This window comes from Microbacterium sp. Se63.02b, assembly GCF_014171575.1.
GTDB lineage: Bacteria > Actinomycetota > Actinomycetes > Actinomycetales > Microbacteriaceae > Microbacterium.
Genome location: NZ_CP050453.1, coordinates 3,881,589 through 3,906,583 on the forward strand (window position 1 = coordinate 3,881,589; position 24,995 = coordinate 3,906,583).

General features: G+C 69.0%; 24 protein-coding genes and 5 pseudogenes. 9 read left to right on the plus strand and 20 right to left on the minus strand.

Annotated features, from left to right (window positions below; genetic code table 11):
• The first annotated feature begins 82 nt into the window (after positions 1 to 82).
• Together G4G29_RS24315 and G4G29_RS19375 are read left to right on the plus strand one after the other, a co-directional pair.
• Positions 83 to 196, plus strand: coding sequence for an SDR family oxidoreductase (locus tag G4G29_RS24315; RefSeq protein WP_258567239.1), 114 nt, complete (start codon positions 83 to 85; stop codon positions 194 to 196).
• A pseudogene (locus tag G4G29_RS19375) lies at positions 193 to 1,371 on the plus strand (thiolase family protein). The gene G4G29_RS24315 and the pseudogene G4G29_RS19375 overlap by 4 nt, the downstream one beginning before the upstream one ends.
• A 14-nt stretch (positions 1,372 to 1,385) precedes the next feature.
• On the opposite strand, the gene G4G29_RS19380 reads toward G4G29_RS19375, so the two are convergent.
• The 3 genes from G4G29_RS19380 to G4G29_RS20820 all read right to left on the minus strand — a co-directional run bounded on the left by G4G29_RS19380 (position 1,386) and on the right by G4G29_RS20820 (position 4,478).
• Positions 1,386 to 3,155 carry a sugar-binding domain-containing protein gene (locus G4G29_RS19380; RefSeq protein ID WP_183151257.1) on the minus strand — a complete coding sequence of 590 codons (1,770 nt, stop codon included), beginning with the start codon at positions 3,153 to 3,155 and terminating at the stop codon, positions 1,386 to 1,388.
• Positions 3,152 to 3,874 carry an MFS transporter gene (locus G4G29_RS20815; RefSeq protein ID WP_210274210.1) on the minus strand — a complete coding sequence of 241 codons (723 nt, stop codon included), beginning with the start codon at positions 3,872 to 3,874 and terminating at the stop codon, positions 3,152 to 3,154. The genes G4G29_RS19380 and G4G29_RS20815 overlap by 4 nt, the downstream gene beginning before the upstream one ends.
• An 82-nt stretch (positions 3,875 to 3,956) precedes the next feature.
• On the minus strand, positions 3,957 to 4,478 hold the full coding sequence (locus G4G29_RS20820; RefSeq protein WP_202045402.1) for an MFS transporter: 522 nt from the start codon (positions 4,476 to 4,478) through the stop codon (positions 3,957 to 3,959).
• Between the two features lie 113 nt (positions 4,479 to 4,591).
• Between G4G29_RS20820 and G4G29_RS19390 the strand changes: the two genes are divergently transcribed.
• Positions 4,592 to 5,452, plus strand: a complete 861-nt coding sequence (locus tag G4G29_RS19390) for a LacI family DNA-binding transcriptional regulator (protein WP_183151258.1) — start codon at positions 4,592 to 4,594, stop codon at positions 5,450 to 5,452.
• A gap of 199 nt (positions 5,453 to 5,651) precedes the next feature.
• Here G4G29_RS19390 and G4G29_RS19395 read toward each other — a convergent pair whose 3' ends face one another.
• Positions 5,652 to 6,302 carry an aquaporin gene (locus G4G29_RS19395; protein ID WP_183151259.1) on the minus strand — a complete coding sequence of 217 codons (651 nt, stop codon included), beginning with the start codon at positions 6,300 to 6,302 and terminating at the stop codon, positions 5,652 to 5,654.
• 237 nt (positions 6,303 to 6,539) lie between these two features.
• On the opposite strand from G4G29_RS19395, the pseudogene G4G29_RS19400 reads away from it, so the two are divergent.
• Positions 6,540 to 7,916 (plus strand): annotated as a pseudogene (locus G4G29_RS19400) (APC family permease).
• A 253-nt stretch (positions 7,917 to 8,169) separates the two neighbouring features.
• Here G4G29_RS19400 and G4G29_RS19405 read toward each other — a convergent pair.
• From G4G29_RS19405 to G4G29_RS19415, 3 genes are all read right to left on the minus strand, one after another.
• Positions 8,170 to 8,745, minus strand: coding sequence for an isochorismatase family protein (locus tag G4G29_RS19405; protein WP_183151260.1), 576 nt, complete (start codon positions 8,743 to 8,745; stop codon positions 8,170 to 8,172).
• Between the two features lie 81 nt (positions 8,746 to 8,826).
• Entirely contained in the window at positions 8,827 to 9,843 is a 1,017-nt protein-coding gene (gene corA / locus G4G29_RS19410) for a magnesium/cobalt transporter CorA (RefSeq protein WP_183151261.1), read from the minus strand.
• Positions 9,844 to 9,880: 37 nt separating this feature from the next.
• Positions 9,881 to 10,945, minus strand: coding sequence for a serine hydrolase domain-containing protein (locus G4G29_RS19415; RefSeq protein WP_244632220.1), 1,065 nt, complete (start codon positions 10,943 to 10,945; stop codon positions 9,881 to 9,883).
• A 324-nt stretch (positions 10,946 to 11,269) separates the two neighbouring features.
• On the opposite strand from G4G29_RS19415, the gene G4G29_RS19420 reads away from it, so the two are divergent.
• Positions 11,270 to 11,581 carry a DUF2470 domain-containing protein gene (locus tag G4G29_RS19420; protein ID WP_183151262.1) on the plus strand — a complete coding sequence of 104 codons (312 nt, stop codon included), beginning with the start codon at positions 11,270 to 11,272 and terminating at the stop codon, positions 11,579 to 11,581.
• A 48-nt stretch (positions 11,582 to 11,629) separates the two neighbouring features.
• Complete coding sequence (locus G4G29_RS19425) at positions 11,630 to 12,277, plus strand: biliverdin-producing heme oxygenase (RefSeq protein ID WP_183151263.1); 648 nt, start codon at positions 11,630 to 11,632, stop codon at positions 12,275 to 12,277.
• Between the two features lie 6 nt (positions 12,278 to 12,283).
• Here G4G29_RS19425 and G4G29_RS23710 read toward each other — a convergent pair.
• Positions 12,284 to 13,668: pseudogene (locus G4G29_RS23710) on the minus strand (AAA family ATPase).
• 183 nt (positions 13,669 to 13,851) lie between these two features.
• Here G4G29_RS23710 and G4G29_RS19435 point away from each other — a divergent pair.
• Entirely contained in the window at positions 13,852 to 14,865 is a 1,014-nt protein-coding gene (locus tag G4G29_RS19435) for a hypothetical protein (protein ID WP_244632222.1), read from the plus strand.
• Between the two features lie 18 nt (positions 14,866 to 14,883).
• On the opposite strand, the gene G4G29_RS24320 is transcribed toward G4G29_RS19435, so the two are convergent.
• The 4 genes from G4G29_RS24320 to G4G29_RS19450 all read right to left on the minus strand — a co-directional run bounded on the left by G4G29_RS24320 (position 14,884) and on the right by G4G29_RS19450 (position 18,146).
• Complete coding sequence (locus G4G29_RS24320; protein ID WP_345941120.1) at positions 14,884 to 16,161, minus strand: bifunctional copper resistance protein CopD/cytochrome c oxidase assembly protein; 1,278 nt, start codon at positions 16,159 to 16,161, stop codon at positions 14,884 to 14,886.
• Positions 16,053 to 16,895: a hypothetical protein gene (locus G4G29_RS24325; protein WP_345941122.1), complete on the minus strand. Its 843-nt coding sequence runs from the start codon at positions 16,893 to 16,895 to the stop codon at positions 16,053 to 16,055. Before G4G29_RS24325 ends, G4G29_RS24320 begins: the two co-directional genes overlap by 109 nt.
• A gap of 86 nt (positions 16,896 to 16,981) precedes the next feature.
• Entirely contained in the window at positions 16,982 to 17,269 is a 288-nt protein-coding gene (locus tag G4G29_RS19445) for an HU family DNA-binding protein (RefSeq protein ID WP_017203554.1), read from the minus strand.
• 280 nt (positions 17,270 to 17,549) lie between these two features.
• Positions 17,550 to 18,146: a TetR/AcrR family transcriptional regulator gene (locus G4G29_RS19450; RefSeq protein WP_183151264.1), complete on the minus strand. Its 597-nt coding sequence runs from the start codon at positions 18,144 to 18,146 to the stop codon at positions 17,550 to 17,552.
• Between the two features lie 150 nt (positions 18,147 to 18,296).
• On the opposite strand from G4G29_RS19450, the gene G4G29_RS23095 reads away from it, so the two are divergent.
• Positions 18,297 to 18,809 (plus strand): alpha/beta hydrolase, encoded by a 513-nt coding sequence (locus G4G29_RS23095; protein ID WP_244632223.1) that lies wholly within the window; start codon positions 18,297 to 18,299, stop codon positions 18,807 to 18,809.
• Entirely contained in the window at positions 18,806 to 19,123 is a 318-nt protein-coding gene (locus tag G4G29_RS23100; RefSeq protein WP_244632224.1) for a hypothetical protein, read from the plus strand. The genes G4G29_RS23095 and G4G29_RS23100 overlap by 4 nt, the downstream gene beginning before the upstream one ends.
• 82 nt (positions 19,124 to 19,205) lie before the next feature.
• Here G4G29_RS23100 and rpsN read toward each other — a convergent pair.
• From rpsN to G4G29_RS19495, 8 genes and pseudogenes are all read right to left on the minus strand, one after another.
• Positions 19,206 to 19,510: pseudogene (gene rpsN, locus G4G29_RS19460) on the minus strand (30S ribosomal protein S14).
• Between the two features lie 3 nt (positions 19,511 to 19,513).
• Positions 19,514 to 19,684: a 50S ribosomal protein L33 gene (gene rpmG / locus G4G29_RS19465; protein ID WP_017203558.1), complete on the minus strand. Its 171-nt coding sequence runs from the start codon at positions 19,682 to 19,684 to the stop codon at positions 19,514 to 19,516.
• Complete coding sequence (rpmB, locus tag G4G29_RS19470) at positions 19,684 to 19,920, minus strand: 50S ribosomal protein L28 (protein WP_017203559.1); 237 nt, start codon at positions 19,918 to 19,920, stop codon at positions 19,684 to 19,686. Before rpmB ends, rpmG begins: the two co-directional genes overlap by 1 nt.
• Positions 19,921 to 20,060: 140 nt before the next feature.
• Positions 20,061 to 20,785: pseudogene (locus tag G4G29_RS19475) on the minus strand (DNA-3-methyladenine glycosylase).
• A gap of 81 nt (positions 20,786 to 20,866) precedes the next feature.
• Entirely contained in the window at positions 20,867 to 22,642 is a 1,776-nt protein-coding gene (locus tag G4G29_RS19480) for a hypothetical protein (protein WP_244632225.1), read from the minus strand.
• Entirely contained in the window at positions 22,632 to 23,438 is an 807-nt protein-coding gene (locus G4G29_RS19485; RefSeq protein WP_183151265.1) for a TIGR03943 family protein, read from the minus strand. Before G4G29_RS19485 ends, G4G29_RS19480 begins: the two co-directional genes overlap by 11 nt.
• On the minus strand, positions 23,431 to 24,471 hold the full coding sequence (locus G4G29_RS19490) for a permease (RefSeq protein WP_183151266.1): 1,041 nt from the start codon (positions 24,469 to 24,471) through the stop codon (positions 23,431 to 23,433). The genes G4G29_RS19485 and G4G29_RS19490 overlap by 8 nt, the downstream gene beginning before the upstream one ends.
• Positions 24,468 to 24,884 (minus strand): transcriptional repressor, encoded by a 417-nt coding sequence (locus G4G29_RS19495; RefSeq protein WP_183151267.1) that lies wholly within the window; start codon positions 24,882 to 24,884, stop codon positions 24,468 to 24,470. The genes G4G29_RS19490 and G4G29_RS19495 overlap by 4 nt, the downstream gene beginning before the upstream one ends.
• Positions 24,885 to 24,995 lie beyond the last annotated feature (111 nt).

Below are 24,995 nucleotides of genomic sequence, written 5' to 3' on the forward strand. Positions count from 1 at the left end.
ACGTCGATGACCGCGCAGACCGCAGAGCGGGTCGGGACCGGATGCCGCCGCACATCAGGAGCGCGCCGCCGCGCAGACGCCCCTGAGGCGCGTCGGGAGTCCGGAGGATGTCGCGGCCGTGATCGCTTTCCTCGCGAGCGACGACGCCGCGTACGTCTCCGGCCAGACCCTGTACGTGAACGGAGGCGCACGATGACCGCTGTCTATATCGTCGCGGGCGTACGAACACCCGTCGGCCGCTTCGGAGGCAGCCTCTCGGCCGTGCGACCGGACGATCTCGCGGCCCTCGCGGTCCGGGCCGTGGTCGAGCGTTCCGGTATCGACCCTGACGCCATCGACGAGGTCGTCCTCGGCGCAGCGAACCAGGCCGGAGAGGACAACCGCAACGTGGCGCGGATGGCGGTGCTGCTCGCCGCGCTGCCGGTGTCGCTTCCCGCTTTCACGGTCAATCGACTCTGCGCCTCGGGAATGACGGCGATCACCACGGCGCACGCTCTGATCTCGTCGGGCGCAGCGGAGGTGATGATCGCGGGAGGCGTCGAGTCGATGTCGCGCGCCCCGTGGGTGCAGGCGAGACCGCAGCGCGCGTTCGCCGGGCCGGGAACCCAATTCGACACGTCCATCGGCTGGCGATTCGTGAACCCTCGCTTCGCCTCGCAGGACGGGGTCACGCTCAGCATGCCGGAGACCGCCGAACTCGTCGCCGAACGATTCGGCATCGACAGGAACGTGCCGATGCCTTCGCGCTCGAGAGCCATCGCCGCGCGCTCTCCGCGACGGCGAGCGGCCTCTTCTCGGGCGAGATCGTCCCGGTCCCGACCCCGACGGACTCGTCAAGAGCGATGAGGGCCCCCGCGCCGACACGAGTGCGGCGGCGCTCGCCCGGCTGCGTCCCGTGGTCACCGGCGGCCACGTCGTCACCGCCGGCAACGCCAGCTCCTCAACGACGGCGCGTCCGCCCTCCTGCTCGCGAGCGAGGCCGCCGTCCGCGCCCACGGACTGACGCCGCTGGCTCGGATCGTCACGCATGCCGCATCCGGGGTCCACCCCGAGATCATGGGCATGGGTCCGGTCGAGGCGACGAGGAAGGCGCTCGACAGAGCCGGATGGAGCACCGACTCCCTCGCAGCCGTGGAGGTGAACGAGGCGTTCGCATCTCAGGCTCTCGCCTGCATCGATCAGCTCGGGCTCGATCCGTCTCTCGTGAACGAGTGGGGCGGTGCGATCGCCCTCGGGCATCCGCTCGGTTCGTCGGGTGCCCGGATCGTGGTCACGCTGCTCTCGCGCATGATGGAGGCGGATCACTTCCGCGGCGCAGCGACCCTGTGTGTCGGCGTGGGCCAGGGCACGGCGCTGCTGATCGAACGATGACCTACCGCCTCCGGTCATGATCGGCGGACCGGTTCTCGAGTCGCCGCGGCGAAAGTCGCACGGAACTCCGCGTTGAGAGCGCGCACCGTGTCGCCGTCCGGCTTCAGCGCGGTGCGATCAGCCGTCAGCAGCCCGTTCGACTCGTCCTCGACGTCCGCGAGCTGCGTGTAGACGGTCGCCGAGAGGCCTTGCTCGATCGCCGGGAGCACCTCGCGTCTGTGCAGTTCCTCGTACGCGCGCGTGAACTCCTCGCGGGAGCGGGTGCGCCGGTAACCGAATTCCCGCTGCGGGTAGCGATGCCCCGGGAGCCTCAGACTGTATCCGCCGAACTCCGACACGACGAGTGCGCGGCCGTCACGTCCCCACCACCGGGCGGGACGGATCGGCTGGAAGTACACATGCAGGCTCCGCAGATCTCCCGCGCGCTGGTCATGCCATCCGCTGGCATGATCGATCACGCGGTCAGGGTCGCCGCGACGCAGACGCTCCACCACGCGCGCCGCATCGAACTGCCCCCAGCCCTCGTTGAACGGCACCCACGTCACGACCGAGGGAGAGTTGCGGAGCAGGGCAACCATCTCGTCGAGCTCGTGCAGGAACTGCCGACGACCTGCACCATCGGCGCGGCCGAAGATCCGATGCCACCGGTCCGTGAGGCGGATGCGGGGCGAGACGACCGGGGTCGTGATGACCCAGGGCCGATAGGCCGCCCCTCCGTTCACCGCGTCCTGCCACACCAGCATCCCGAGCCGATCGCAGTGGTGGTACCAGCGCAAGGACTCGACCTTGATGTGCTTGCGGAGCATCGTGAAGCCCAGCTCCTTCATCGACACGATGTCACGCACGAGGGCGTCGTCGTCCGGTGCCGTGTACAGCGAATCCTCCCAGTACCCCTGATCGAGCACCCCGATGTGGGGGTAGGGGTCGCCGTTCAGCCGGAGTCTCGGCATGCCCTTCGGGTCGGGAGCGACATCGACGCTGCGCACTCCGACATAGCTCGCGACCCGGTCGGAGCCCAGGACCACATCGATGTCGTAGAGGAAGGGGTCCTCGGGCGTCCACAGCCGCGGCTGATCGATCGGGATTCTCACCGTCGAACCCGATGTCGCGTCGACAGCGGCGATGATCCGACTCCCCGCGCGCACGGTGACCGACGACGGTGCGGCTGAGCCGTCGGAGGATTCGACGGAGACCTCGACGATGGCCGTCGACATCCCGGTCCGCACATCGGGCGTCCGCAACCGGAGGCCGACCACGTGCACCTGCGGCACCTGCTCCATCCAGACCGTCTGCCAGATGCCCGACTGGGCGGTGTACCAGATGCCGCCACGACGCAGCCGCTGCTTCCCGGTCGCGTGATGCGAGGTCTCGCTCAGGTCGCGCACCTCGACGACGATCTCGTGCGCGGTTCCCTCACGCAACACTTGGGTGACATCGATCGCGAACGGCAGGTAGCCCCCGACATGAGCGGCGACCTCGACACCGTCGACGAGCACGCGGCACGACTGGTCGACAGCACCGAAATGGAGTATCGTACGATGCCCGTCGTGTGCCGTGTGCGTGAAGCGGCGACGGTACCAGAGGGCCTCGTGGGGTTGCAGCTGGCGTCCGACCCCGGACCGGACGGTCTCCGGGGAGAACGGCACGAGGATGCGCTGATCCCACTCGTCGGGTGCCACCCCGGCCGGGGTGAAGGCGCAGTCCCACCATCCGTTGAGCACGGTATGACCGTCGCGCCGCAGCTGGGGACGCGGATACTCGCTCAACGGAACGGCTTCCGTCATCGGGATCGCCTCTCGAGTCGGGCGCGCCAGGTCGCCAGCAGCGGGAGCACGAGGAGCACGGCGGCGGCCGCGACGAACATCGTGGGACCGGGTACCGGGCGCGCGACGCCGAGGTCGACGTAGGTGCTCCCCGCGCTGACGATCGCCCAGGCTCCGATGAACGGCCCGACGACCATCGGGATCATGGTGCCCATCACCATCCGGAGCCCCTGGACCATTCCCGCCTGTCCGTCCGGGGTCTCGTCACGCGCCGTCGCCGAGACGGACGCGGTCGCCAGCATCATGCCACCCAGTGCCAGAGCAGCAGCGATGATCACGGACACCGTGTCCTTCGCGAAGAACATCAGGACGAGCCCGCCCGCGAAGAGCATCGTCGCCGGCAGCAGCAGCCGGCTCTTCCCGATCCGGTCCATCAGGATGCCGCCGAGCACGCTGATCGCCGCTGCCGCGACGAGCGAGACACCGAGGATGAGTGCGTACGACTCGACCTGCAGCCCGTACTGGAGGTAGATGATCACGTAGGGCAGGAACACCTGGGCCGCTGTTCCGATGACCGCCAGCATCCCGAGCGACAGGTACAGCGGGGCGTTCGCCCGGACGGTCGAAGGACGGAATCCGAGGAGGAGCCGGGTGCTCAGCGAGGCAGTGCCTGCTGCGCCGCCCAGCTGCCCCGCATCGCGCATCAGCGCCCAGGCGATCATCCCGGAGATCGCCGTCACGACGCCCACGATCCCGAAGAACGCCCGCCACTCCCCGCACGGCTGAACCCGTCGAGCGCGCCGAAGACGAGGAGCATCGCGATCAGGGGAAGTGCCGCGAGCACCGCGTCGGCACGGCCACGCGTCTGCGGGGAGTGGTCACGTCGGTCACCCACGCGCCGAAAGCGGCGTTGTTCGCCCCGGATCCGATCATGCTCATGAGGCAGTCGAGCGCCACGATCCCGATGACGGCGGCGAACACGTACGGAGCCGCGACGACGCCCTCCTCCGGGGAGAGCAACCCGAAAGCCGCCGTGCAGGCGCCCCACACCACGTATCCGACGGCGACGAAGGCCCGCCGCTTGCCCATCCTGTCCGACCACGCACCGACGATGAGGGTGGCGACGGTGGCGGCGATCGCACTCAGAGAGACCATGAGGGCGATGATCGTCGGATCCTGAGTGATCCGCTCGTACACGAACACGTTGAGGTACATGTTCTCGACGGTCCACGCGATCTGACCTACCAGCCCGATGACCAGGAGGGCAGCCCACACACGCCCTCCGAGGCGTCGATCCACACCACCCGTCGGCGGGGGGCCCGAGGGGGCCGGAGATGACTTCATCGTCGTTCCTCTTCGCAGGATCAGCGGGTATTGCCACGTGGCAATACCCGCCAACGATAGCCGGTTCGGCATGAGCCACGCGAGTTGCTACTGTCGGCGTCAGAGGAGATGCCGTGGTCACCCAGATGGACGTCGCCCGCCGTGCGGGCGTGGCGAGACGAACCGTGTCGAACGTCGTCACCGGATTCCCGTACGTGAGCGACGACGTGCGCGCACGGGTCCAGCGAGCGATCGAGGAACTCGGCTACGTCCCCAACCACGCGGCCCGTCAGTTGCGCACTGGCCGCAGCGACGTGGTCGCGCTCATCATCCCGGAAGTGGGCGTCGGGTACTTCGGCGAGCTGTGCAACCTGATCGTCGAAGAAGCCGCGGCCCACGGGATGGGTACCGTCGTCGCCCAGACCCACGGCTCGCGATCGCGCGAGTTGGCCGAGATCGAGCGCGTCATCGCCCTCCAGCCGGACGGGATGATCGCCAGCCCCCTCGAGCTCACGCCCGCCGACATCGAGACCATCAGCGCACGTATCAGCCTGGCATTGATCGGAGAGCACTTCGCCGGCACCGAGACCGCCTCGATCGCGATCGACAACGTCGCCGCGACCACCGCGGTGGTGGAGCACCTGATCCGTTCAGGACGCGAGAGGATCGCGTACGTCGGGGTCGCGGGCCCCGCGCCTCGGTTCAACGAGCTGCGCCGGACGGGCTACCTCTCCGCCTTGAGCGCGGCCGAGCTGCCCGCTGTGGCCGAGGCCGACGCAGAGGATTTCACGACCCGAGACGGCTACGACGCCGGCATGGGGCTCGTCCGTCGGATCGCGGCAGGGAAGACATCGACGCCGTGTTCTGCGTCACCGACGAAGTCGCCATCGGTGTGCTCAGGGCGCTGCACGACGGCGGCCTCAGAGTTCCCGCCGACATCGCCGTCGCCGGGTTCGACGACATCACAGAAGGACGCTACTCCACGCCCCGGCTGACGACCGTGTCGCCCGACAAGCATGAGATCGCCCGACGAGCCGTCGCGTCGGTGCGCGGTGAGGTGCCGCGGGTGGACGCCGTCGCTTTCACGATCGAGGAGCGCGAGAGCTCACAGGTCGACTGAGCGATGACCACCGGGGAACATAGAAGCGCCGCACCCTCCGGGGAGGATGCGGCGCTTCGTGCGTGCAGCGGGAGTTACTCCGCCGCAGCGATCTTCTTGGCGTCGTCGGTGTTCAGCACGCGGAACAGGATCGCGGCGATCACCGCACCCACGACGGGAGCGACGATGTAGAGCCACAGCGAGCTCCAGGCGAAGTGGCCGCTGACCGAGAGGCCCAGCGCCACGGCCGGGTTGAACCCGCCGCCCGAGATCGAGCCGACCGTCGCCGCGCCGACGAACACGGTCGCACCGATCGCGAGACCGTAGAAGGAGTTGCCGGCGGTGTCCTTCGACGTCGCGGTGTTGAGCACGACCCACACGAGGATCAGCGTGAACAGCGCCTCGACGAGGAAGGCCGGACCGACCTCGATGACCATGGCCTCCTCGCCGACCGGCCAGACCGTCATGCTGACGAGTGCAGCCACCGCGCCACCGACGAACTGTGCGATGAGGTACGCGATGAAGTCGGCGACGCTGAGACCGCCGCGCAGGAACACGCCGACCGATACGGCCGGGTTGAGGTGAGCACCCGAGATGTGCCCCGTGGAGAACACGAGCACCATCAGGGTGAAGCCGATCGCGAGCGGCGTCAGCGGGCTGTCGCTGTTCACCGCCGCGATGATGGCGAGGACGAAGAGGAAGGTGGCGATCGCCTCTGCGAGCGCTTTGCGTGCCGTACCAGTCATGAGAGCCCTTTTCTCTGGGATTCCGTAGTGAGGAGGTCACCCGTTCGCCCCGCGAACCCCGGTCGACACACCCCCCGTTGCGGCACTGAGGATATCGCTGGGCTCGCATCCGCGAGAGGATGCCGCGCGGGAACGCTGTGAATCCGCTGAACCCGGGCGATCGCCGGCAGGAGCAGGGCCGCGCCGGTGGATGTCAACCCCGTGGCGGGGCGTCTGGCGCACTCGTAGCGTGCAAGGATGACGACCGAGATCGCGCCCAGAGCCGAGACACCGACCCGGTTGCGCAGGGCCATCACCGGCCCCCTCCTCTTCGCCTTCATCCTCGGCGACGTGCTCGGCGCCGGGATCTACGCGCTCATGGGCGTGCTCTCGGCGAAGGTCGGCGGGATGCTGTGGGCCCCGCTGCTGCTGGCGCTGCTGCTCGCACTGCTCACGGCGGGTTCCTACGCAGAGCTCGTGACGAAGTATCCGCGCGCCGGGGTGCCGCCGTCTTCGCGGAGCGGGCCTTCCGCAGCCCTCTCGTGTCGTTCCTGGTGGGATTCAGCATGCTCGCCGCCGGCGTCACGAGCGCCGCGGGTCTCGCGATCGCGTTCTCGGGCGACTACCTGAGCACCTTCGTCGATCTGCCCACCATCCCGGTCGCGATCGTGTTCCTCGCGGTCGTCGCGCTTCTGAACGCCCGCGGCATCCGCGAATCGATGGGCGCGAACCTGGTGATGACGGCGATCGAGCTCAGCGGGCTCGTGATCGTCGTCGCCGTGGTCGCGATCTTCGTCGGCGGGGGCGGTGGCGACGTGTCGCGTGTGACGCAGGCGCCGGAAGGGACGAGCGTCGCCGTCGCGGTCCTCTCTGGCGCGGTCATCGCGTACTACTCCTTCGTCGGCTTCGAGACGTCGGCGAACATGATCGAAGAGGTCAAGGACCCGCGGCGCACCTATCCCCGCGCCCTCTTCGGAGCCCTCTTCACGGCGGGGAGCCGTCTACGTGCTGGTCGGCCTGGCGAGTTCGATCGCCCTGCCACCCGCAGAGCTCCAGGAGTCGAGCGGACCCCTGCTCGCCGTGGTCGAGGCCACGGGCGTCAGCATCCCGTCCTGGCTCTTCAGCCTGATCGCCCTCATCGCCGTCGCGAACGGCGCCCTGCTCACGATGATCATGGTCAGCAGGCTCACCTACGGCATGGCCGAGCAGGGCCTGCTGCCGTCCGCGCTCGGGCGGGTGCTGCCGAAGCGCAAGACGCCGTGGGTGGCGATCCTCACCACGACCCTCGTCGCGATGGGACTCACCCTCGTCGGTGATCTGGCGACACTCGCCGAGACGGTCGTGCTGCTGCTCTTGGTCGTCTTCCTCAGCGTGAACGTATCGGTCCTGGTCCTGCGACGCGACCGTGTCGAACAGGATCACTTCCGGGTGTGGACGTTCGTCCCCGTGCTCGGCGTCGCATCCTGCATCCTGCTGCTCACGCAGCAGCGTCCGATCGTCTGGCTCTTCGGCGCGATCCTGCTCGCAGTGGGTGGTGTGCTCTACGTGGTCGCCCGCTGGAGCAGGAAGCACGCCGAGAAGCGCAACAACCGGCCCGGCGGCGTCGCCGTCGACAACCAGGAGGGAACCTCATGAACACCACGCCTGCACACACACCCGACGACGAGGTCACGAGTGCGGAGAACCGCCACGACCAGCTGACCACGGCCCCGGACGCCACCGAAGCCGACGCGGCCCCCGCATCGAGGTCAGCGAGCACGACGGCAACACGCGCATCGACATCGCCCCGGAGGCGGCGGTGCGGCCGGGTCCCGGGCCGGGAATGCCCGAGGCCGACCCCGAGGACGCCGATTCCGAGGACTGAGCCACCCGCGTCGCGCCGCAGCCCTCACACGGCTGCGGCGCCGACCCGTGTGCGCGTGCGGACGATCGTGGCGAATCCGCGGGCGGAGAGGATGCTCTCGGTGCGACGCATGATGTCGCCGCCCGAGACGGCCTCGAGAGCGCCGTCCGCCGGGATGGCCGAGGTCGTGGTGGCATCCGTGACGAACTCCACCTCGTAGCCGAGATCGGCCGCGACGCGTGCGGTCGTCTCACAGCACTGCTCCGTGCGGATGCCGCAGATCACGACGCGGCGGACACCCGCGCGCTGAAGCCGCTCGTGCAGATCGGTCGAGGCGAAGGCGTTGATCGTGGTCTTGGTGATCGCCGCTTCGGACTCATGGGGACCGAGCTCGGAGATCACCCGCACGAACCCCTGCGCGGGGTCGAAGACTCCACCGCTGCCCGGCTCGGAGTGCGTGATCCACACGACCGGGTCGCCCACCCCACGGGCGTGCGCCACGAGGAGTGCGATGTTGTCGAGCACCGCGGGGTTCGCCGTCTCCGCCCAGTCGTCGGCTCGTCGGCGGAAGGACTCCTGTGCATCGATCACGAGCAGAGCGGTGTCGGTCGATGAGGTCATACGCTCATCGTCGCGTCTGTGTGCCCGCGCGGGCAAGACGCTCCTCTGCCAGGAAGCAGCGGCTTCCCGCCGTCGTACGCGCTAGAGCCACCCCTTGCCCTTGAAGGCGGCGTACAGGCCGAAACCCAGCGCGACCATCAGGCCGATCGCCATGGGGTAGCCGAGCACCCAGTGCAGCTCGGGCATGTGATCGAAGTTCATCCCGTAGATCGTGCCGACCAGCGTCGGGGCGAACAGGATCGCCGCCCATCCCGAGATCTTCTTGACCTCGTCGTTCTGGCGGATGCTGAGCTCCGTCATCCGCCGCATCTCCTCGTTCTGCCGCCGCGCGACGATCGTCGACTCGACCGTGAGGGCGTTGTCGAGCACGGTGCGGAACGTGGTGGCGCGGTCGCTCACGCGCAGGGTGTGGTCCAGCACATCACGCAGGTACCGCTGCAGTTCCTCGCCGACGCGGTACTTGTCCGAGCCGCGCAGCAGTGCCTCCAGCATCGCCGCCAGCGGTTGGGTGGCCCGTTGGAAGTCGATGACCTCCCTGCCCAGGTCGTAGATGCGCTGCGTCGCATCGGTGTCCTCTTCGAACAGCTGGCTCTCGATCTCGTCGATGTCGTTCTCGAGACCGGCGAGCACGGGGGCGTACTCGTCGACGACCTCGTCGAGGATGGCGTAGAGCACGGCTTCGGGTCCGTGCGAGAGCAGCGCCGGATCGTTCTCGAGGCGTCGGCGCACCCGTGCGAGGTCGGGAGACTCCGCATGGCGGATGGTCACCACGAAATCGGGTCCGACGAGCACATGCACCTCACCGAACTCCACCTCCTCGAGGTCGTCGAGGTAGCGGGCCGGACGCAGCACCATGAACAGCACATCGCCGTAGCGCTCGAGTTTGGCGCGCTGATGTCCGGCCAGCGCATCCTCGACGACCAGGGCGTGGATCCCGAACTCGTCCGCGACCTCGCGGATCTCGTCTTCGCTCGGCCGGTAGAGGCCGATCCAGCTCATCCCGCCACGTTCCCGCATGCGCTCGAACGTCTCACTGAGGCTCTGCGGATTCTCCGTGCGCACGCCGTCGACGTAGATCGCGTTGTCGATGATGGCCATCGTCGCCCTCCCGCTTCGACCGCCGATCAGGGCGTCGTCATCCCGCGGCCGGCTCGACGCAGACGACCGCGGCATCCGTGATCGCCTTGTGGTACTGCTCAGCCGTGAACGGCAGCCCGAACTCCGGCACCGTCTGCCCGGAAGCAGCCGGGGCCTTGGACGCGATCGCCGCGAGCTCCCAGGAGAGCTGCTGCGCGAACTGTGCGCCCAGGGTCGAGTCGTTCAACACCACGGCCACCGTGAATCCGGTCGCAGGGTCGGAGTACGCGGCGGTCGCGTACCCGGGAACCCACCCGTGCTGGCCGATCATCGACCCCACGAGGTAGGCGCCCCCGGTGGCCTGGTACCACGACGGCGCGCCGTCGGCGGCCGGCAGGGGTGCGCCGAAGCGGTCCGGCTTGTCCTCCGTACGCAGCGCCTGCTTCGCCTCCGCCTGGGCGTAGCGGCCCAGGTCGGCGATGGTCGAGACGACACCGGAATCCGTGAATCCGGTGCTGGAGGACAGGGTGGTGATGTCGGTCGGCGTCGCGCAGGCGTACCCGCCGTCGACGCCCGGCATGTAGTACCCGTTCATCGGGTCGTCGCCGGGCGCGGCAGCGGCAGGGCCGGGCAGCGAGGTGCCGGTGAGCTCGAGGGGATCCGTGACGTACTCCGCGATGAGCTCCGATGCGCTCAGACCCGATGCGCGCTCGAGAGCGAGCCCGAGCAGGAGGTATCCGGAATCCGAGTCGCGGAAGGTGGTGTGCGGAGCCACACGCTCGCGGGCGAGACCGAAGCCCGCCAGTTCCAGCGGCGCCCACACCCGGTCAGGGGTGTTGAGCCACGCGGGACGCACGCTCGACTCGGAGGAGCCGGCGCCACTGGTCCCGTTGCACAGGTCGAGGAGGGTGATGCCCTCTTCTCGCATGCCGCCGACGCCCGAGACGTAGTCCGCGACGTTCGCGTCGAGCTCGACGGTCCCCTCGTCGGCGAGGGCGTAGAGGACGTCGCACGTCATCAGACGGGTCACATCCGCGATCCGGAACGACATGTCGGTGGTCACCTCGCCGCCGTCGCGGCCCTGCGTGCCGAAGGCCGTGACCCAGCTGCCGCTCCATGGCACCCAGACGCCGACGATCGCACCGGAGGCCCCGGACGCGACGAGCGCATTGTCGACGGCCCCTGCATCGCGGCGACCGTGTCGTCGGGCAGGGCACCGTCGACCTGCGCGGGTGGCGTGTAGCTGAAGGAGTCGTCGGGGTGCATCCGGTGAGGATGAGAGCGAACAGCGCCGCACCGGCCGCACTGGCCGCTACGGCGCGCCGACGGCGCGACGAGAGAAGCTGCATGAAGGAACCCCCGAGGATGTGTCTCCCGAGTCTAGAACGCCGATCCTGAAAGACGGCATCGTGTCGGCCGGCTCTCGTGTCCGCGTAGGGTGTGAAACGTGCCCCACCTCTTCGACGCCGACGTGATCACCGCTGTCCTCCGCCACATGAACGGCGACCACACCGACGACAATCTCCTCATCGCGCGGGCCTTCGGCCCGTCCGCCGCCGAGATCACGGACTCCACGATGACCGGCTTCGACGGCGAGGGCGGGGTGTGGGAGATCACGGCCGATGGCGCGGTCTCCGAGCTGCGCGTCCCGTGGCCTGGAGGCCCGATCGCCGACCGCCCCGCCGTCCGCCGCGAGGTCGTCGCGCTCTACGACGAGGCCTGCGCACGCCTCGGTGTGGAACCTCGACCGCACGCCTGACGACATCCGGGCTTCCACCTGAGGTAAGGCAAGCCTTACACTGAGTGCATGTCCGAGATCCTCTCCTTCTCCGCCGCCCTGCGCGAGCGCTCGTCCGGATCGCACTCCCGCAGCGAGACCGCCGGCTTCATGTCCGACCTCCTGAAGGGCGAGGGCTCACGCGAGGACTACATCTCGCTCGTGGCCCAGCACTACTTCATCTACGAAGCGCTCGAGAGCGCCGGCGACCGTATGCGCCACGACCCGGTCGCCGCGGTGTTCATCAGCGACAAGCTCACCCGCCTGCCGGCCCTCGAGGCCGACCTGGAGTTCCTCCTCGGGCAGGACTGGCGGGCGCAGATCGTGCCCCTGCCGAGCACGCAGCGGTACGTCGAGCGCATCCAGCAGGTCGGCGCCACCTGGGTCGGCGGCTTCGTCGCCCACCACTACACCCGCTACCTCGGCGACCTCTCCGGAGGCATCTTCATCGGCCGGGTCATGGCCCGGCGCTTCGGGTTCGAGACCAACGGCATCGGCTTCTACCTGTTCGACGACATCGCCGACCCCGCCGCTTTCAAAGACGTCTACCGCGAGCAGCTCGACGCCGCACCGTGGGACGACGCCGAACGCGAGCGGGTGATCGACGAGGTGCTCCTCGCCTACCGCTTCAACACCGAGCTCTTCGAAGACCTCGACCGCGCACGTGTGGCCGCCTGAGCAGGCTCAGGCCCCTGGGAGTTCCGGAGTCGACGCCGCCAGCCAGGCATCGCGCATGAACCGGCGCACGTCCTCATCCACGCGGATGTCGCGGGGCCGCAACGCCCGCGAGAGATAGAGCCCCTCCAACGAGGTCAGCCTGCTCAGCGCCACGTACGTCTGCCCAGGCGCGAACGCGCCGGAGCCGAGGTCGATGATCGCCCGCTCGTACGTCTTGCCCTGCGACTTGTGGATCGTGACCGCCCACGCGAGTCGCAGCGGGAACTGGGTGAACTCGGCGACGACGTCGCGGGTGAGCTTCTTGGTGTTCTGGTCGTAGGCATACCGGAACCGTTCCCAGACGGCCGGCTCGACGTCGACCTCCTCGCCGTCGATGTCCACGCGCACCGCTCCCCCGAGGATGCGCGTCACCGTGCCGATGGTGCCGTTCACCCAGCGGGGCGGCTCGCCGGACATGGCCGTGTCGTTGCGGAGGAACATCACCTGCGCGCCGACCTTGAGCTTCAGCTCCGACTCGGCGGGCAACGCGGCCTCCCCGCGCCCGAAGTCTCCGCTGACCTCGGCCCGCGCCGTCTGCTCCTTGCCCGGGAGGGCCGCGAGGTGGCGGCTGTTGATGCTGTTCACGATGTCGTTGCGCGTGGCGAGGGTGATCATCGGCACCTCGCCCGGCTCCGGCTCCGGCGGCGTTCGCGCGCCCTGGGTGTTCAGGACCCCGGCGATCTCGGCGGTCACCCGCCCGTAGCGGACGGCGTTGAGCATCGACTTGAACCCGTCGTCGGACTGACGGTGGATCTGCACCAGCTCCCTGACGTGCAGCTCTGCGCGGGTGTCGACCTGGAACAGGCCCTCCTGATCGGAGAGCCCGGAGCCGCCGGCCCACACCTTCGCATCGAAGAACCAGAACGACCGGTAGTGGTCCTGCACGTACCGCGCCTCGTCGCCCCGCGGCGGCACCGGTGCGAGCTGGTAGGGGTCGCCGAACATGACGACCTGCACGCCGCCGAACGGCTCGCCGCGGCGCCCCTGGCCTGTCGCAGCGAGCGGTCGATCGCGTCCATCAGGTCGGCGTTGACCATCGAGATCTCGTCGATCACGAGCGTCTCGATGGCGTTCAGGATCCGGCGGGTCGCATCGTTCTGGTCGATGTCGGCGTCGCCGATCAGGCCGATCGGCAGGCGGAACAGCGAGTGGATCGTCTGACCTTCGACGTTCAGGGCGGCGACACCGGTCGGCGCGCAGATCGCGATCTGCTTCTTCGTGTTCCAGGCGAAGTACTGCAGCAGCGTCGACTTGCCCGTCCCGGCGCGCCCGGTGATGAAGACGTGCTCGCCGGTGTCCTCGATGAGCCGGAACAGCTCTTGCTGCTCCTCGGACAGGGCGGGAAGGGACACGGCACTCACAGGGGAAGCAGGCGGAAACGGGGCGCCCCCCATGCTACGTCCAGGGCTCCGGTGCGGACCGCCGACGCTCGGCGTCCCCTCAGGACCCGCCTTCTAGACTGACGCCATGGAGCGGGCCAGGACGAGCGCGCCCCCCGCACGCCTCGGCGTGCACGCCTGGGGGTCGATCTGGCGTTGCTCGTCGTCGTCGGCCTGATGCTCGTCGCGGCACTCGGCGCGGGCGGCGCGACGCTGTACCAGCAGTTCTACGGCCCGTCCGCGTTCGTGGTCCGGTACCTCGACCTGCTCTCGTCGGGGATGGCTGCCGACGCCCTGCGCGTGCCCGGCGTGGCGATCGACCGCGAGACGCTCGAGAAGGCCGGCATCGCCCCTTCGGCCTCCGAGGCGCTGCTGCGCCGTTCCGCGCTCGCGCCGCTCACCGACGTGAAGGTGGAATCCGAGAAGCCCGCCGAGGGCGGTACCGCCGTGACCGTCAGCTATGAGGCCAGCGGCCACGCCGGGACCAGCACCTTCCTGATCGAGCAGGACGGATGGGCGGGTGTCACACCGAACTGGCGCTTCACCACCAGTCCGCTCGCCGTCGTGGAGCTGACGGTGCGCGGTGCGGATCAGTTCGCCGTCAATGGGTTCGAGGTCGATCGCCGACAGGTGTCCGCCGCCGGAGCCGACGCCGAGCCCCTCGACCCGCTGCCCCTGCTCGTGTTCACGCCCGGGCTGTACTCCGTGACGGTGGAGACGCCGATCGCGACCGCATCCGGCCACGGCGTGCTCGCCGATACGCCCCTCGCCGTCACTCCGCTCGACGTGCAGACGACGCCGACCGAGGAGTTCGTCGAGGTCGTGCAGCAGCGCGTCCAGGAGTTCCTCATGAAGTGCACCACGCAGGAGGTGCTCCAGCCGACCGCGTGTCCGTTCGGGCTGCGGGTGACGAACCGCATCACTGCACCCCCGAAGTGGTCCATCGCGAGTCAGCCGCAGGTCACGGTCGTCCCCGACGGCGGTCACTGGCAGATCCCGACGACGGATGCCGTGGCGCATGTCGACGTGGAGATCAAGTCGCTGTTCGACGGGTCCATCTCACCGCTGTCGGAGGATGTCCCGTTCCAGCTCAACGGCAGCATCGTGATCCTCCCCGACGGCTCGGCATCCATCAGGGTCGGCTCGCCGAGCGAACCCCCGGTCGACTGACCGGTCGAGGTCGGCGCCTCAGCGGCCTCCGCGCTCCTCGCGACGCTGATCGTCCGCCGCGAGCCTGGCGAGCTCGGCGTTGTACTCCTCGAGCTCGGCATCCCCGGTGCGATCCGCGTGCCGGTCGCGGCGCTTCTGCAGCTTGGTGTCGCTGCGGCTCCACTGGATCGCCACCGTGATCGCGAGGATGAGGGTCGGGATCTCGCCGATCGACCAGGCGATGCCACCCCCCACGTACTGGTCTTCGAGGGGGCTCGCACCCCAGTCGCGGCCCATGGCTCCGAACCAGTCGGCGACCATGAGACCCTCTTGCATCATGATGGCGATGCCGAAGAACGCATGCATGGCCATCACGGCGATCAGGGTGATCAGACGCCCGGGGTAGGGCAGCCGGTACGGGACGGGGTCGACGCCGATCAGGCTCATCACGAACAGGTATCCCGAGAGCAGGAAGTGGATGACCATCCACTCGTGCCCGAGGTGCTCGAACATCGACCACCGCACGAGATCGGTGAAGTAGAAGGCCCACAGCGACAGGATGAAGATCGCCGCCGCGACGAACGGATGCGTCACGACGCGCGCGAACGGCGAGTGCACGGCCCACATGATCCATTCGCGCCCGCCCCTGGTGCCGTCGTCGCGCTTGTGGATGGCACGAAGGGCCAGAGTGATCGGGGCTCCGGAGACCAGCAGCAGCGGGATGGCCATCGACAGCATCATGTGCCCGAGCATGTGGATGCTGAACAGGTACTCCTGGTACGCGTTGATCGGGCCGCCCGTGACCCAGACGAGCATCAGCATCCCGAGCACCCAGAACACCGTGCGATGGATCGGCCAGCGGTCGCCGCGCAGGCGGAGACGCCGGACACCCGCGAGGTAGAAGAACAGTCCGAAGCCGGCAGCCACGAGCCAGAGCACGTCGATGTCCCATGCGGTGAACCAGCGCTCGAGCGTGAGCTCCGGCGGCAGCACCGAGCCGGTGAGGATCTGCGCGGGGGTCTGCGAGAACGCCGCGGTCTCCCCGGTGGGCGGAGGGGTGCGGGCGAGCGCGGCGGCGGCACCCGAGGCGAGTCCCATCAGCGCGACCTCGCACAACACGAGGAGCCAGAACCACCCGGCGGCCCGCGCACCGTGGAGCTTCGGGATGAGGCGGGCACGGTACCACGCGCCGAGCAGCCCCATCCCGCTCAGCAGTGCGACCTTCGCGAGCACGATCCAGCCGTACGGGGTGGTCCACAGCGCATCCCAGCTGCCCACGGCCACGATCGAACGAGTGACGCCCGAGACGGCGACCACGGCGAACGCCGCGATCGCGAGCGACGAGTAGCGCGCGACGAGGCGGGGACGTCGACGTCGCCACGCCCGCGCAGCAGCACGAGGAGCAGCAGACCGCCGAGCCAGACCGCGGCTCCGACCGTGTGCAGCAGGATCGAGTTGACCGCCATGTTGTGGCCGTCGAGGTCGCCGGCGTGCCCCTGTGTGGCGAGCGGGAGGAACGAGACCGCCGCGAGCAGCGCCGTGATGAGCGTGGGGGTCCACGAGCGCCACGCGAACGCGAGCACGGTGATGATCGCGCCGAAGATGGTGGTGATGAGCCAGGACTGACCCAGTGGCAGCTCGAGCAGGAACCGGCCGAGCTGCGTGCCGAACTCGCGCTCGATGCTGAGCTTCGGGTTGAAGGCCGCCATGAAGGCGAGGAACCCGGCGAGGCCGGCGGAGACCGTGAAGACCGCGGCGCCGACCGAGGCGATGTTCAGCGCCGCGTCGAACGACCGGTCGCCCGCGCGCAAGCCGAACAGGGCGAGGACGAGCGAGCCGAGCATCACGGCACCCGAGATGTTCATCACGAGCTTGGCCACCGGCGTGCCCCAGAGCACGAAGGCTCCGGGGTCCTGCAGGAGCGGCGGCTCGGCACCACCGCCGACGAGGAGGGCCAGCACGAGGGCCACCAGGGCCGCGGCGAGGAGGATGACGATCCCGGCGATTCGATACGCCGAACTCCGACTCGTCGACTCGCTGCGGGAACTCACCCCTCCAGCCTAGGCGCGCCCCGGAGTGAGAACGCACGAAGGCCGCCCCCGCAGAACGGGGGCGGCCTTCGGAAGGTGCGGCCTGATTACTTGACGGCAGCCTTGAGCTTGGAGCCAGCGGTCACCTTGACGCGCTTGCCGGCCGGGATCTTGATCTCGGCGCCGGTCTGCGGGTTGCGACCAGTGCGAGCTGCCGTGTCGACCTGCTCGAAGGAGATCCAGCCCGGGATGGAGACCTTGCTGCCCTTGGCAACAGCGTCGGAGACCGTGGCGAACAGCGAGTCGAGGACACCGGAGACGGTGGCCTGGCTCTGGCCGGTGGCGGAAGCGATGCTCGCGACGAGCTCGGTCTTGGTGATGGACTTGTCAGCCATGTCATCCTCCAGCGACGAAGGACCGTCGCATCGTTGTGGGTATCGGAGCGGATGCTCCTGGTCTGTCGACCGCCTTGAATGTATCAACGACCACCCTGTTTTCCGCGTCATTTCGCGGGTTTTGGGCAATTACCTGGCGTGTCGCGTCACTTTCGTCACTCCAGTCACAGTTTTCGAGGGGGTTTCCTGACCCGGAGCCGCCTTCCGGAGGGTATCTGCACAACGGAGGGACCTGTCCCGGAATCCCTCCTCCGATACGCGGATCTCCTCCCCGGTGCGGTCAACGCGGCCGGTGCGCCTCGATCACCGACTGCGCCGTGCGTGCGAAGGCCGGACGCACCCGGTCGTCGCCGTCCAGATATCCGCCGACCAGTGCGGCGTCTCTGAGAAGGACCAGGGAGGCCGCGACATCCACGGGGTCCGTCAGCCCGGCGCCCTCGGCCACGGACTGCAGCGTGCCGCGGAACCACTCCCGGTGCTCGTCGATGAGTCGGCGCACAGGGCCGTCCGCGTCGGGGTACTCGGCGGCCGCGTTGATGAAGGGACACCCGCGCGTGTGTCGTTCATGGATGTCGGTGGCGATGCCCTGGACCACGGCGTCGAGCAGGGCGTCGGGGTCGGTGACGCTCTCGCCCGCCGCGGTGAACATCGCGCGCAGCATCTCGTCCTCGCCGCCGAGGTACGCGAGCACGAGGTTCTCCTTGCCGCCGAACTGCTTGTACAGGGTGGCCCTGGTGACGCCCGCCTCCTCGATCACGCGGTCGACCCCGACCGTATGGATGCCCTCCTCGTAGAAGAGGCGGGTGGCGGCGTCGACCAGCCGGGCGCGGGCGGGGCTGGGGCGCTTCGTCGAGGCGTGCTTCGTCGTGGTGTTCATGATGGTCCTCCCTCATCGTGGCATCCGAACCGCGACATCCGATCGACGACTTCAGGGATTCGGGGAATACCTTGCAGTAGATAGAACGTTCGGTCTACTATCAGCGTAACGCACTCCCGGAGCGGGAGGCCGAACAGAGAGAAGAAGATCATGAACACGGCAACCAAGACCCCCATCGTCCTCATCCACGGGCTCTGGATGACCCCCGCGAGCTGGAACACCTGGGCCGAGCGGTACCGCGCCGAGGGGCACGAGGTCATCGTCCCCGGGTGGCCCGGCATCGACGACCGCTCAGTGGAGGACATCCGCCGCGACCCGTCCGCCCTGAAGGGCATCGGCCTGACGCAGATCGTCGACCACTACGAGCACATCATCCGCGCCCTCCCGGTGAAGCCGATCATCATGGGCCACTCGTTCGGCGGGGTGATCACCCAGATGCTCGCCGACCGCGGCGTCGGGGCCGCCTACGTGGGCGTCGCCCCTGGCCAGACGGCAGGAATCACGACCCTCCCCTGTCGACGCTGTGGACGGGCACCCCGATCCTCTCGAACCCCTTCGGCCGCAACGGCGCCAAGCCGCTGTCGAAGCGCCACTTCCACTTCACGTTCGGCAACGACCTCAGCCGCGCCGCGTCCGACCGCCTCTGGGAGGAGTTCGCGGTGAACTCCTACAACCGGGTCTTCTTCGAGGGCGTGACATCGGCGTTCGACGAGAAGGGCGGCGTGACGCACGTCGACTACGCCCGCGCCGACCGCGCCCCGCTCTACATCATCACGGGCGAGATCGACCATGTCGTGCCGCCGGCCATCGGCCGCGCGATCGTGCGCAAGTACCGCTCGACGGGGAGTCCCGCGACCGTCGACCACAAGGAGTACCCCGGCCGCACGCACCGGCTGGTCAGCCAGGAAGGGTGGGAGGAGATCGCCGATGACGCCCTCGCCTGGGCGGTCGCACACACCACGACATCCGTCGCGTGACGTCGGGAACCGGAGAGGGCGCGCCGGGCCGGGAGACGCGAAAGGGCGAGGATCCGAAGATCCTCGCCCTTTCAGTTGCGACTTACCAGCTCGACTTGGTCACGCCGGGCAGCTCGCCACGGTGCGCCATGTCACGGAAGCGGACACGCGAGATGCCGAACTTCGTGAGGACACCGCGGGGCGGCCGTCGATGACGTCGCGCGAACGCACGCGAGCCGGCGACGCGTTGCGCGGCAGCTTCTGCAGGCCGACGCGGGCGGCCTCGCGGGCCTCGTCGGTGGCGTTCGGGTCGATCAGGGTCTTCTTCAGCTCGGCACGACGCTCGGCGTAGCGCTCGACGATGACCTTGCGCTGCTCGTTGCGCGCGATCTTGCTCTTCTTAGCCATGGATCAACGCTCCTCTCGGAATTCGACGTGCTGACGGATGACCGGGTCGTACTTCTTGAGCACGAGGCGGTCGGGGGTGTTGCGGCGGTTCTTCTTGGTCACGTACGTGTAACCCGTACCCGCCGTCGAACGCAGCTTGATGATCGGACGGACGTCCTGAGCCTTCTTGGCCATTAGAGCTTCACACCCTTCGCCTGGAGGTCCTTGACGACGTTCTCGATGCCGCGGACGTCGATCACCTTGATGCCCTTGGCGGACACGTTGAGCGTGATCTTACGACCGAGCGACGGGACGAAATACGTCTTCTTCTGCACGTTCGGGTCGAAGCGACGCTTCGTCCGGCGGTGCGAGTGCGAGACGTTGTGTCCGAAGCCGGGAACAGCTCCGGTCACCTGGCACACTGCTGCCATGATGTGACTCCTTCTATACCGTGAGACCGGACGGCCTCACCCAAGATCCCTTGTCTGCACGCAACCCCACCACGCCCGATCTCTCGGTCACTGAGGGGGAAGCACGCGAACTGCGCACAGGAGTGTGCGCAGACGAAGAGTCAGTCTAGCACGGCGCCGGACACCCCGAGAGCCGCCGCCTCCTTGGCACCGCGACCCCATCGGAACGACGAGACCGTGGGGTCGCCGTCGATCCAGAAGCGCCAGGGGAACGCCGCGGTTCCTGCGATGCCGGCCACACCGACCCGCGGGCCCGTGGCCACGTCGCTGCGCCGGGACCCCAGCCACAGCTCGGCCGTGGCTCCGTGCCGTTCGAGAGCCGTGATCGCATCGATACCGTCGTGGATCGGATGCCGGAGTCCGACCGCCTGTCCGAGCCGACCGGGACCGCGGGCCAGGTCTCGGAGCGTCGCGCGGCTCAGCGGCGCGGTCGCGTTCCGGCGCCGCGCTGCCGCATCCACACCGGACACGATCTCGCCCGCCCGCAGCAGCACACCGTCGCCCTGCCCCTCCGGTCCGCAGGCGACGTTGATGCAGGAGTGGATGCCGTGGCTCAGGTACACGTACAGATGCCCCGGCTCCCCCACATCGTGGCGTTGCGCGCCGTCCGCCCCATCCGCGCATGCGACCCCGGATCGGCACGGTCCCCCGTGCCCTGTCCGTGGTAGGCCTCGACCTCGGTGATGCGCACCCGCACCTCGACCGCCCGTCCGTGCTCGACCACGACGGTCCGCAGCTCTCCACCGAGGAGCGACGGAGCGACCTCGACGGCCGAGCCCCCGACGTCGTCTCTGGTCGCTCGACGCAGTGCTTCCGGCGCGGGCATCTCAGAACCGCGGAGCCGTCTGGCACCAGGACGCGTCGAAGCCGGTCAGGGCCACGATCTCCTTGCCCGACTCCATGTCGATCAGGTGCGTCTCGACGTTCTCGGGGAGCGGCAGCAGCATCCCGTCGTAGGCGTTGTTGGCCAGGTCAGGGGCGACGACGACCGCGGCGTACTGGCCGCTCGGCGACGCGCATGCCTGCAGGATCGAGTCCGTCGAGCCGACCTCGACCAGGGGCGTGGCCGTGCCGTCGTCGTCGACCCGGATGACGGCCTGTCCGACCGGGAGTCCCGCATCGTCGCGCGCGACGACGTGGCGGAGTGTCCCCCGGGGTACGGCGTGATCGAGGTGGCCGTGCCGTAGTCGGGGTCGGATGCCGCGAGCGGCTGCTCCGACCCGTCGGCGAGGTCGAGCTCGACCACCGACCCGTCGAGCCGTTCCACGATCGCCGTATAGGTTCCTCGGGAGATGCCCTGGATCGTCGCCGCGAGGCCCAGCGACTGCACGCCCGCGTCGCTCGAGCGGTCGACGAGCGACAGCGCCCCGTCGAAGTCGATGAACAGCACGGCAGCACTGTCGGGAACGAACTGCCACACGAAGACGCTGGCCTCCGCGCCGGCGACCTCGATGATCTGCGGTGCGTCCTTGCCGCTCAACGACTGCGTGACCAGCACGCTCGCCCGGCCCTCGTCGTCGCTCAGCTCACGGTCGGAGTAGCTGTAGCCGACGAGCCCACCGCGCTCCGACACCTGGATCGCACCGACGTGGCCGTCGCCCGGGAGCGTCAGTTCGCGCTGGTTCTTCCCGTCGCGGTCCATCACGAGCAGCTGAGAGCCGTCTTCGTCGCCGACCGAGACCACCAGCTGCGTCGACGTGGCACGGAAGTCGTTGATCTTGTCGTTCTCGTAGACCGGCACCGCCTTCTCGCCGCTGAGATCGGTGAGGAAGATCTTGTCCTTGCCCTCGACATCGCGGCGCAGCAGGAAGATGGAGGATGCCGGAGTGCTGAAGGTCGTCGTCAACGTGGTCGTCGGCCCGCCGCCGGCACCGCTCACGCCTGCGACCCGGATCGTGTATTCGGTCGCGTCGTCGAGCGGCACCGTGAACCGCACGCCGACACCGCGACCGGAGGCATCGACCGTGAACGGCACGGCGGGATCGACCGTCACCTGCTTCGGATCGATGTCGGCGAGCGCCTGATTCGCGGTCAGGATGACACGGCTCCCCGACGACTCGATCGCCTGAGCCGCATCGACCTGCACGTCGCTGATCCGCGGACCCTGCAGCAGGCTCGCGATGCCGAGCCCGGTGCCGACGAGCACCAGGACCCCGAGCACCGCCGCGAGCGTGAGGACGAAGCGTCGGGGCGGCACGGAGGTGCGCGTGACCGATTCGGCGGAGGGGATGCGGGGCGCCGGCTGTTCCGAGTCGACGTCTGGCCGCTCCTCTTCGGCGGGGTCGACCGGGGTCGCGCCCACGAAGACGGGGTCGGTGGCGAGCGGGACAGCCGGAAGCGCCGTCGCCTCGGCATCCTCTCGGGCCGCGGCCTCGAACGCCGCCATCTTGCGCGCGGCGGCCTCCTGCTCCGCGACCTCACGGTCGCCGGCCTCACGGACGGCGGCCTCGCGCGCTGCCGCCTCACGCGCAGCGGATTCGTCATCCGCCGCCTCGTCGGCGTCGGCATCCGACGCGGCGCGGGCATCCGACTGCTCGTCGCCGTGGGCGGCGAGACCCGACGTCGCGGCCGCGCGCTCGATCCGCTCGGCCTCCTCGCGCTCGGCGGCCTCGCGCGCGGCACGCAGCTCCGCACGCGTGCGCGGCACGGCGGGCACCTCGGGGCGCTCGTCGTCAATACTCATAGGGGTCCCCGGGCTCGTCGATCGCGACGACGTCGGTCGGTTCGATGCGGAGCTTGCCATCGGCATCGGCCCGCACTGTCCCCGTGACCTCGACCCACTGGCCCGTCGCATAGTCGCCCTTGTCGACGTCGACCGGCAGGGCGGCGGTCTGCGCATCGATCACGCAGTGCGTGATGACCAGGCGCGTGAGGTTCACGTCGTCGCCGGAGGACCCCGGCGTCACGAAGCCCGTGAGCGTCACCGCGGTGCCGTCGTACGCCGCCGTGTTCGTGGACGCCGCGAAGACGGCGGCCCAGTCGCCGACCCCGAACGTGGAGGTGTCGGCCGCACCGAGCGCGACCGTGTCGGCGCCCGCGAACAGCGCGGTCTGCTCCCCCGCGCGAGACATGGCGAGTTGGACCGACAGCGATGCCGGAGGAAGCACGAGCGCTGCCGCGACGACTCCCGTGGCGATCACACCACCGGCGATCGCCGTGACACCGGACAGAGACCGCCGGGCCGAAGACGTGGGGCGATGATCGCCGTGGTCGGGGTGCTCCGCGGCCTCGGCGACCGGTCCGTGATCGTGCCCGTGGTCACCCTCTTCACCGAGGGGGAGCGTGCAGGACCAGATCGCGCCGGCGAGGGTGACGACGGCTGCGGCACAGGCGAACCACACCGACTCGGGGCTGATGTAGAGGGTCAGCCGTCCGGTGAGTCCGAGCCCGAGCGTGACGACCGAGATGACGGCGGCGAGCCCCACACCCAGCCAGCGGGTGCCGAGTGCGCGGGCACGCGTCCTGGTCTGCTCAGACAAAGACGTTCACCCCGATCCCGATCGCGAAGGCCGAGGCGAGGACGATGCCGACGATCCCGACGAGCGTGCGGCCGGTGAAGGTCGTGCGCATGAGCGCGAGCATCTTGATGTCGACCAGGGGTCCGACCAGAAGGAACGCGACGATCGCCCCGGAGGAGAACGTCGATGCGAACGACAGCGCGAAGAAGGCATCGACGTTCGAGCAGATGGCGACGGTCATCGCGAGGACCATCATCGCGACGATCGACAGCACCGGGTTCGACCCGATCGCGAGCAGCATCTCTCGCGGGATCAGCACCTGGACGGCCCCGGCGAGCGCGGATCCGATCACGAGGGCGGGCATCACGGCGCGCAGCTCGACGAGGAACTGCGTGAGGCTGCGGCGCACCGGCGTGCCCGGTTCGTGCGTCACACGGTCGCACGTGTCGACGAACCGCTGCGTGAGCATGCCGTCGGGGTCGGGGTGCCGACTGTAGATCCAGCCGATCAGGTTCGCGATGAGGTATCCGCCCACCAGGCGCGCCACCAGGATGCCGCCGTCCCACCCGAACGCCGCGTGCGTGGTGAGGATCACGATCGGGTTGACGATGGGCGCCGCGATCAGGAACGTCATGGCCTCGGCCGGTGCGAGCCCGCGCATCATGAGTCCGCGGGCGAAGGGCACGTTGCCGCACTCGCACACCGGGATCAGCATGCCCAGCAGCGACAGCACAGCGCGTCGGGCCCAGGCGCGTTTCGGCAGCCAGCGGTGGATCACGTCGGCCGGCAGCCACACCTGCACCACGATCGACAGCAGCACGCCGAGGACCACGAAGGGCAGGGCCTCGATCAGGACGCTGAGAGCGAGGGTCAGGCCGTCCTGCGCGCGAGTAGGCAAGGAGGCGGGGAAGAGGGTCGGCAGGAAGGCGTCGATCAGGAACAGCGCAGCGATGATGACGGCACCGAGGCCGAGACCGATCCATGCCGAGCGCGGCGAGGCGCTCGGGCGGTGCGTGTGACCGTGTCGGGTCGCCGTGCCTGCCGAGGGGCTCACGCGTTCGCAGCCCTTTCGGCATCGCGCTTGTTCGCGCACGGAGTGCACAGTCCGAAGATGTCGACGACGTGCGCGGCTTCCGTGAATCCGTGCAGGGCCGCGGTGCGGTGCGCCCACTGCTCGACGTCCTTGGCCTCGATCTCGACCGTGAGACCGCAGTTGCGGCAGATGAGGTGGTGGTGGTGTCCCTGAGTGGTGCACGCACGGTACAGCGCTTCACCCTCGGGGCTCTGCAGCGAGTCGGCATCTCCCGACGCCGCGAGACCTGCCAGTGCGCGGTAGACCGTGGCGAGGCCGATGCCCGTGTTGTCGTCGCGCAGCGAGGCATGCAGCGATTGGGCGCTCACGAAGCCGCGCGCGTCGGCGAGCGCTTCGCGTACACGTTCGCGCTGCCAGGTGTTCCGCTGAGCCATACGTCGAGTCTAGGCCGCGGGGGTTGGCGAGGGCTGGGAGCCCGATTCGACGGCACCGGACCGACCATCCGCCGAGGTTGCGACGATCCACCGACGATCCGGCCGAATGCC

What these genes read in the sequence shown, in the direction of transcription:
- rpmB (WP_017203559.1), bottom strand. Translation starts at nt 19,920, where the DNA reads ATGGCAGCAGTGTGCCAGGTGACCGGAGCTGTTCCCGGCTTCGGACAC.
- G4G29_RS19425 (WP_183151263.1), top strand. Translation starts at nt 11,630, where the DNA reads ATGTCCGAGATCCTCTCCTTCTCCGCCGCCCTGCGCGAGCGCTCGTCC.
- G4G29_RS19380 (WP_183151257.1), bottom strand. Translation starts at nt 3,155, where the DNA reads ATGACGGAAGCCGTTCCGTTGAGCGAGTATCCGCGTCCCCAGCTGCGG.
- G4G29_RS19495 (WP_183151267.1), bottom strand. Translation starts at nt 24,884, where the DNA reads ATGGCTCAGCGGAACACCTGGCAGCGCGAACGTGTACGCGAAGCGCTC.
- G4G29_RS19445 (WP_017203554.1), bottom strand. Translation starts at nt 17,269, where the DNA reads ATGGCTGACAAGTCCATCACCAAGACCGAGCTCGTCGCGAGCATCGCT.
- G4G29_RS19405 (WP_183151260.1), bottom strand. Translation starts at nt 8,745, where the DNA reads ATGACCTCATCGACCGACACCGCTCTGCTCGTGATCGATGCACAGGAG.
- rpmG (WP_017203558.1), bottom strand. Translation starts at nt 19,684, where the DNA reads ATGGCCAAGAAGGCTCAGGACGTCCGTCCGATCATCAAGCTGCGTTCG.
- G4G29_RS19395 (WP_183151259.1), bottom strand. Translation starts at nt 6,302, where the DNA reads ATGACTGGTACGGCACGCAAAGCGCTCGCAGAGGCGATCGCCACCTTC.
- G4G29_RS19480 (WP_244632225.1), bottom strand. Translation starts at nt 22,642, where the DNA reads ATGAGTATTGACGACGAGCGCCCCGAGGTGCCCGCCGTGCCGCGCACG.
- corA (WP_183151261.1), bottom strand. Translation starts at nt 9,843, where the DNA reads ATGGCCATCATCGACAACGCGATCTACGTCGACGGCGTGCGCACGGAG.
- G4G29_RS19450 (WP_183151264.1), bottom strand. Translation starts at nt 18,146, where the DNA reads ATGAACACCACGACGAAGCACGCCTCGACGAAGCGCCCCAGCCCCGCC.
- G4G29_RS20820 (WP_202045402.1), bottom strand. Translation starts at nt 4,478, where the DNA reads ATGAAGTCATCTCCGGCCCCCTCGGGCCCCCCGCCGACGGGTGGTGTG.
- G4G29_RS23095 (WP_244632223.1), top strand. Translation starts at nt 18,297, where the DNA reads ATGAACACGGCAACCAAGACCCCCATCGTCCTCATCCACGGGCTCTGG.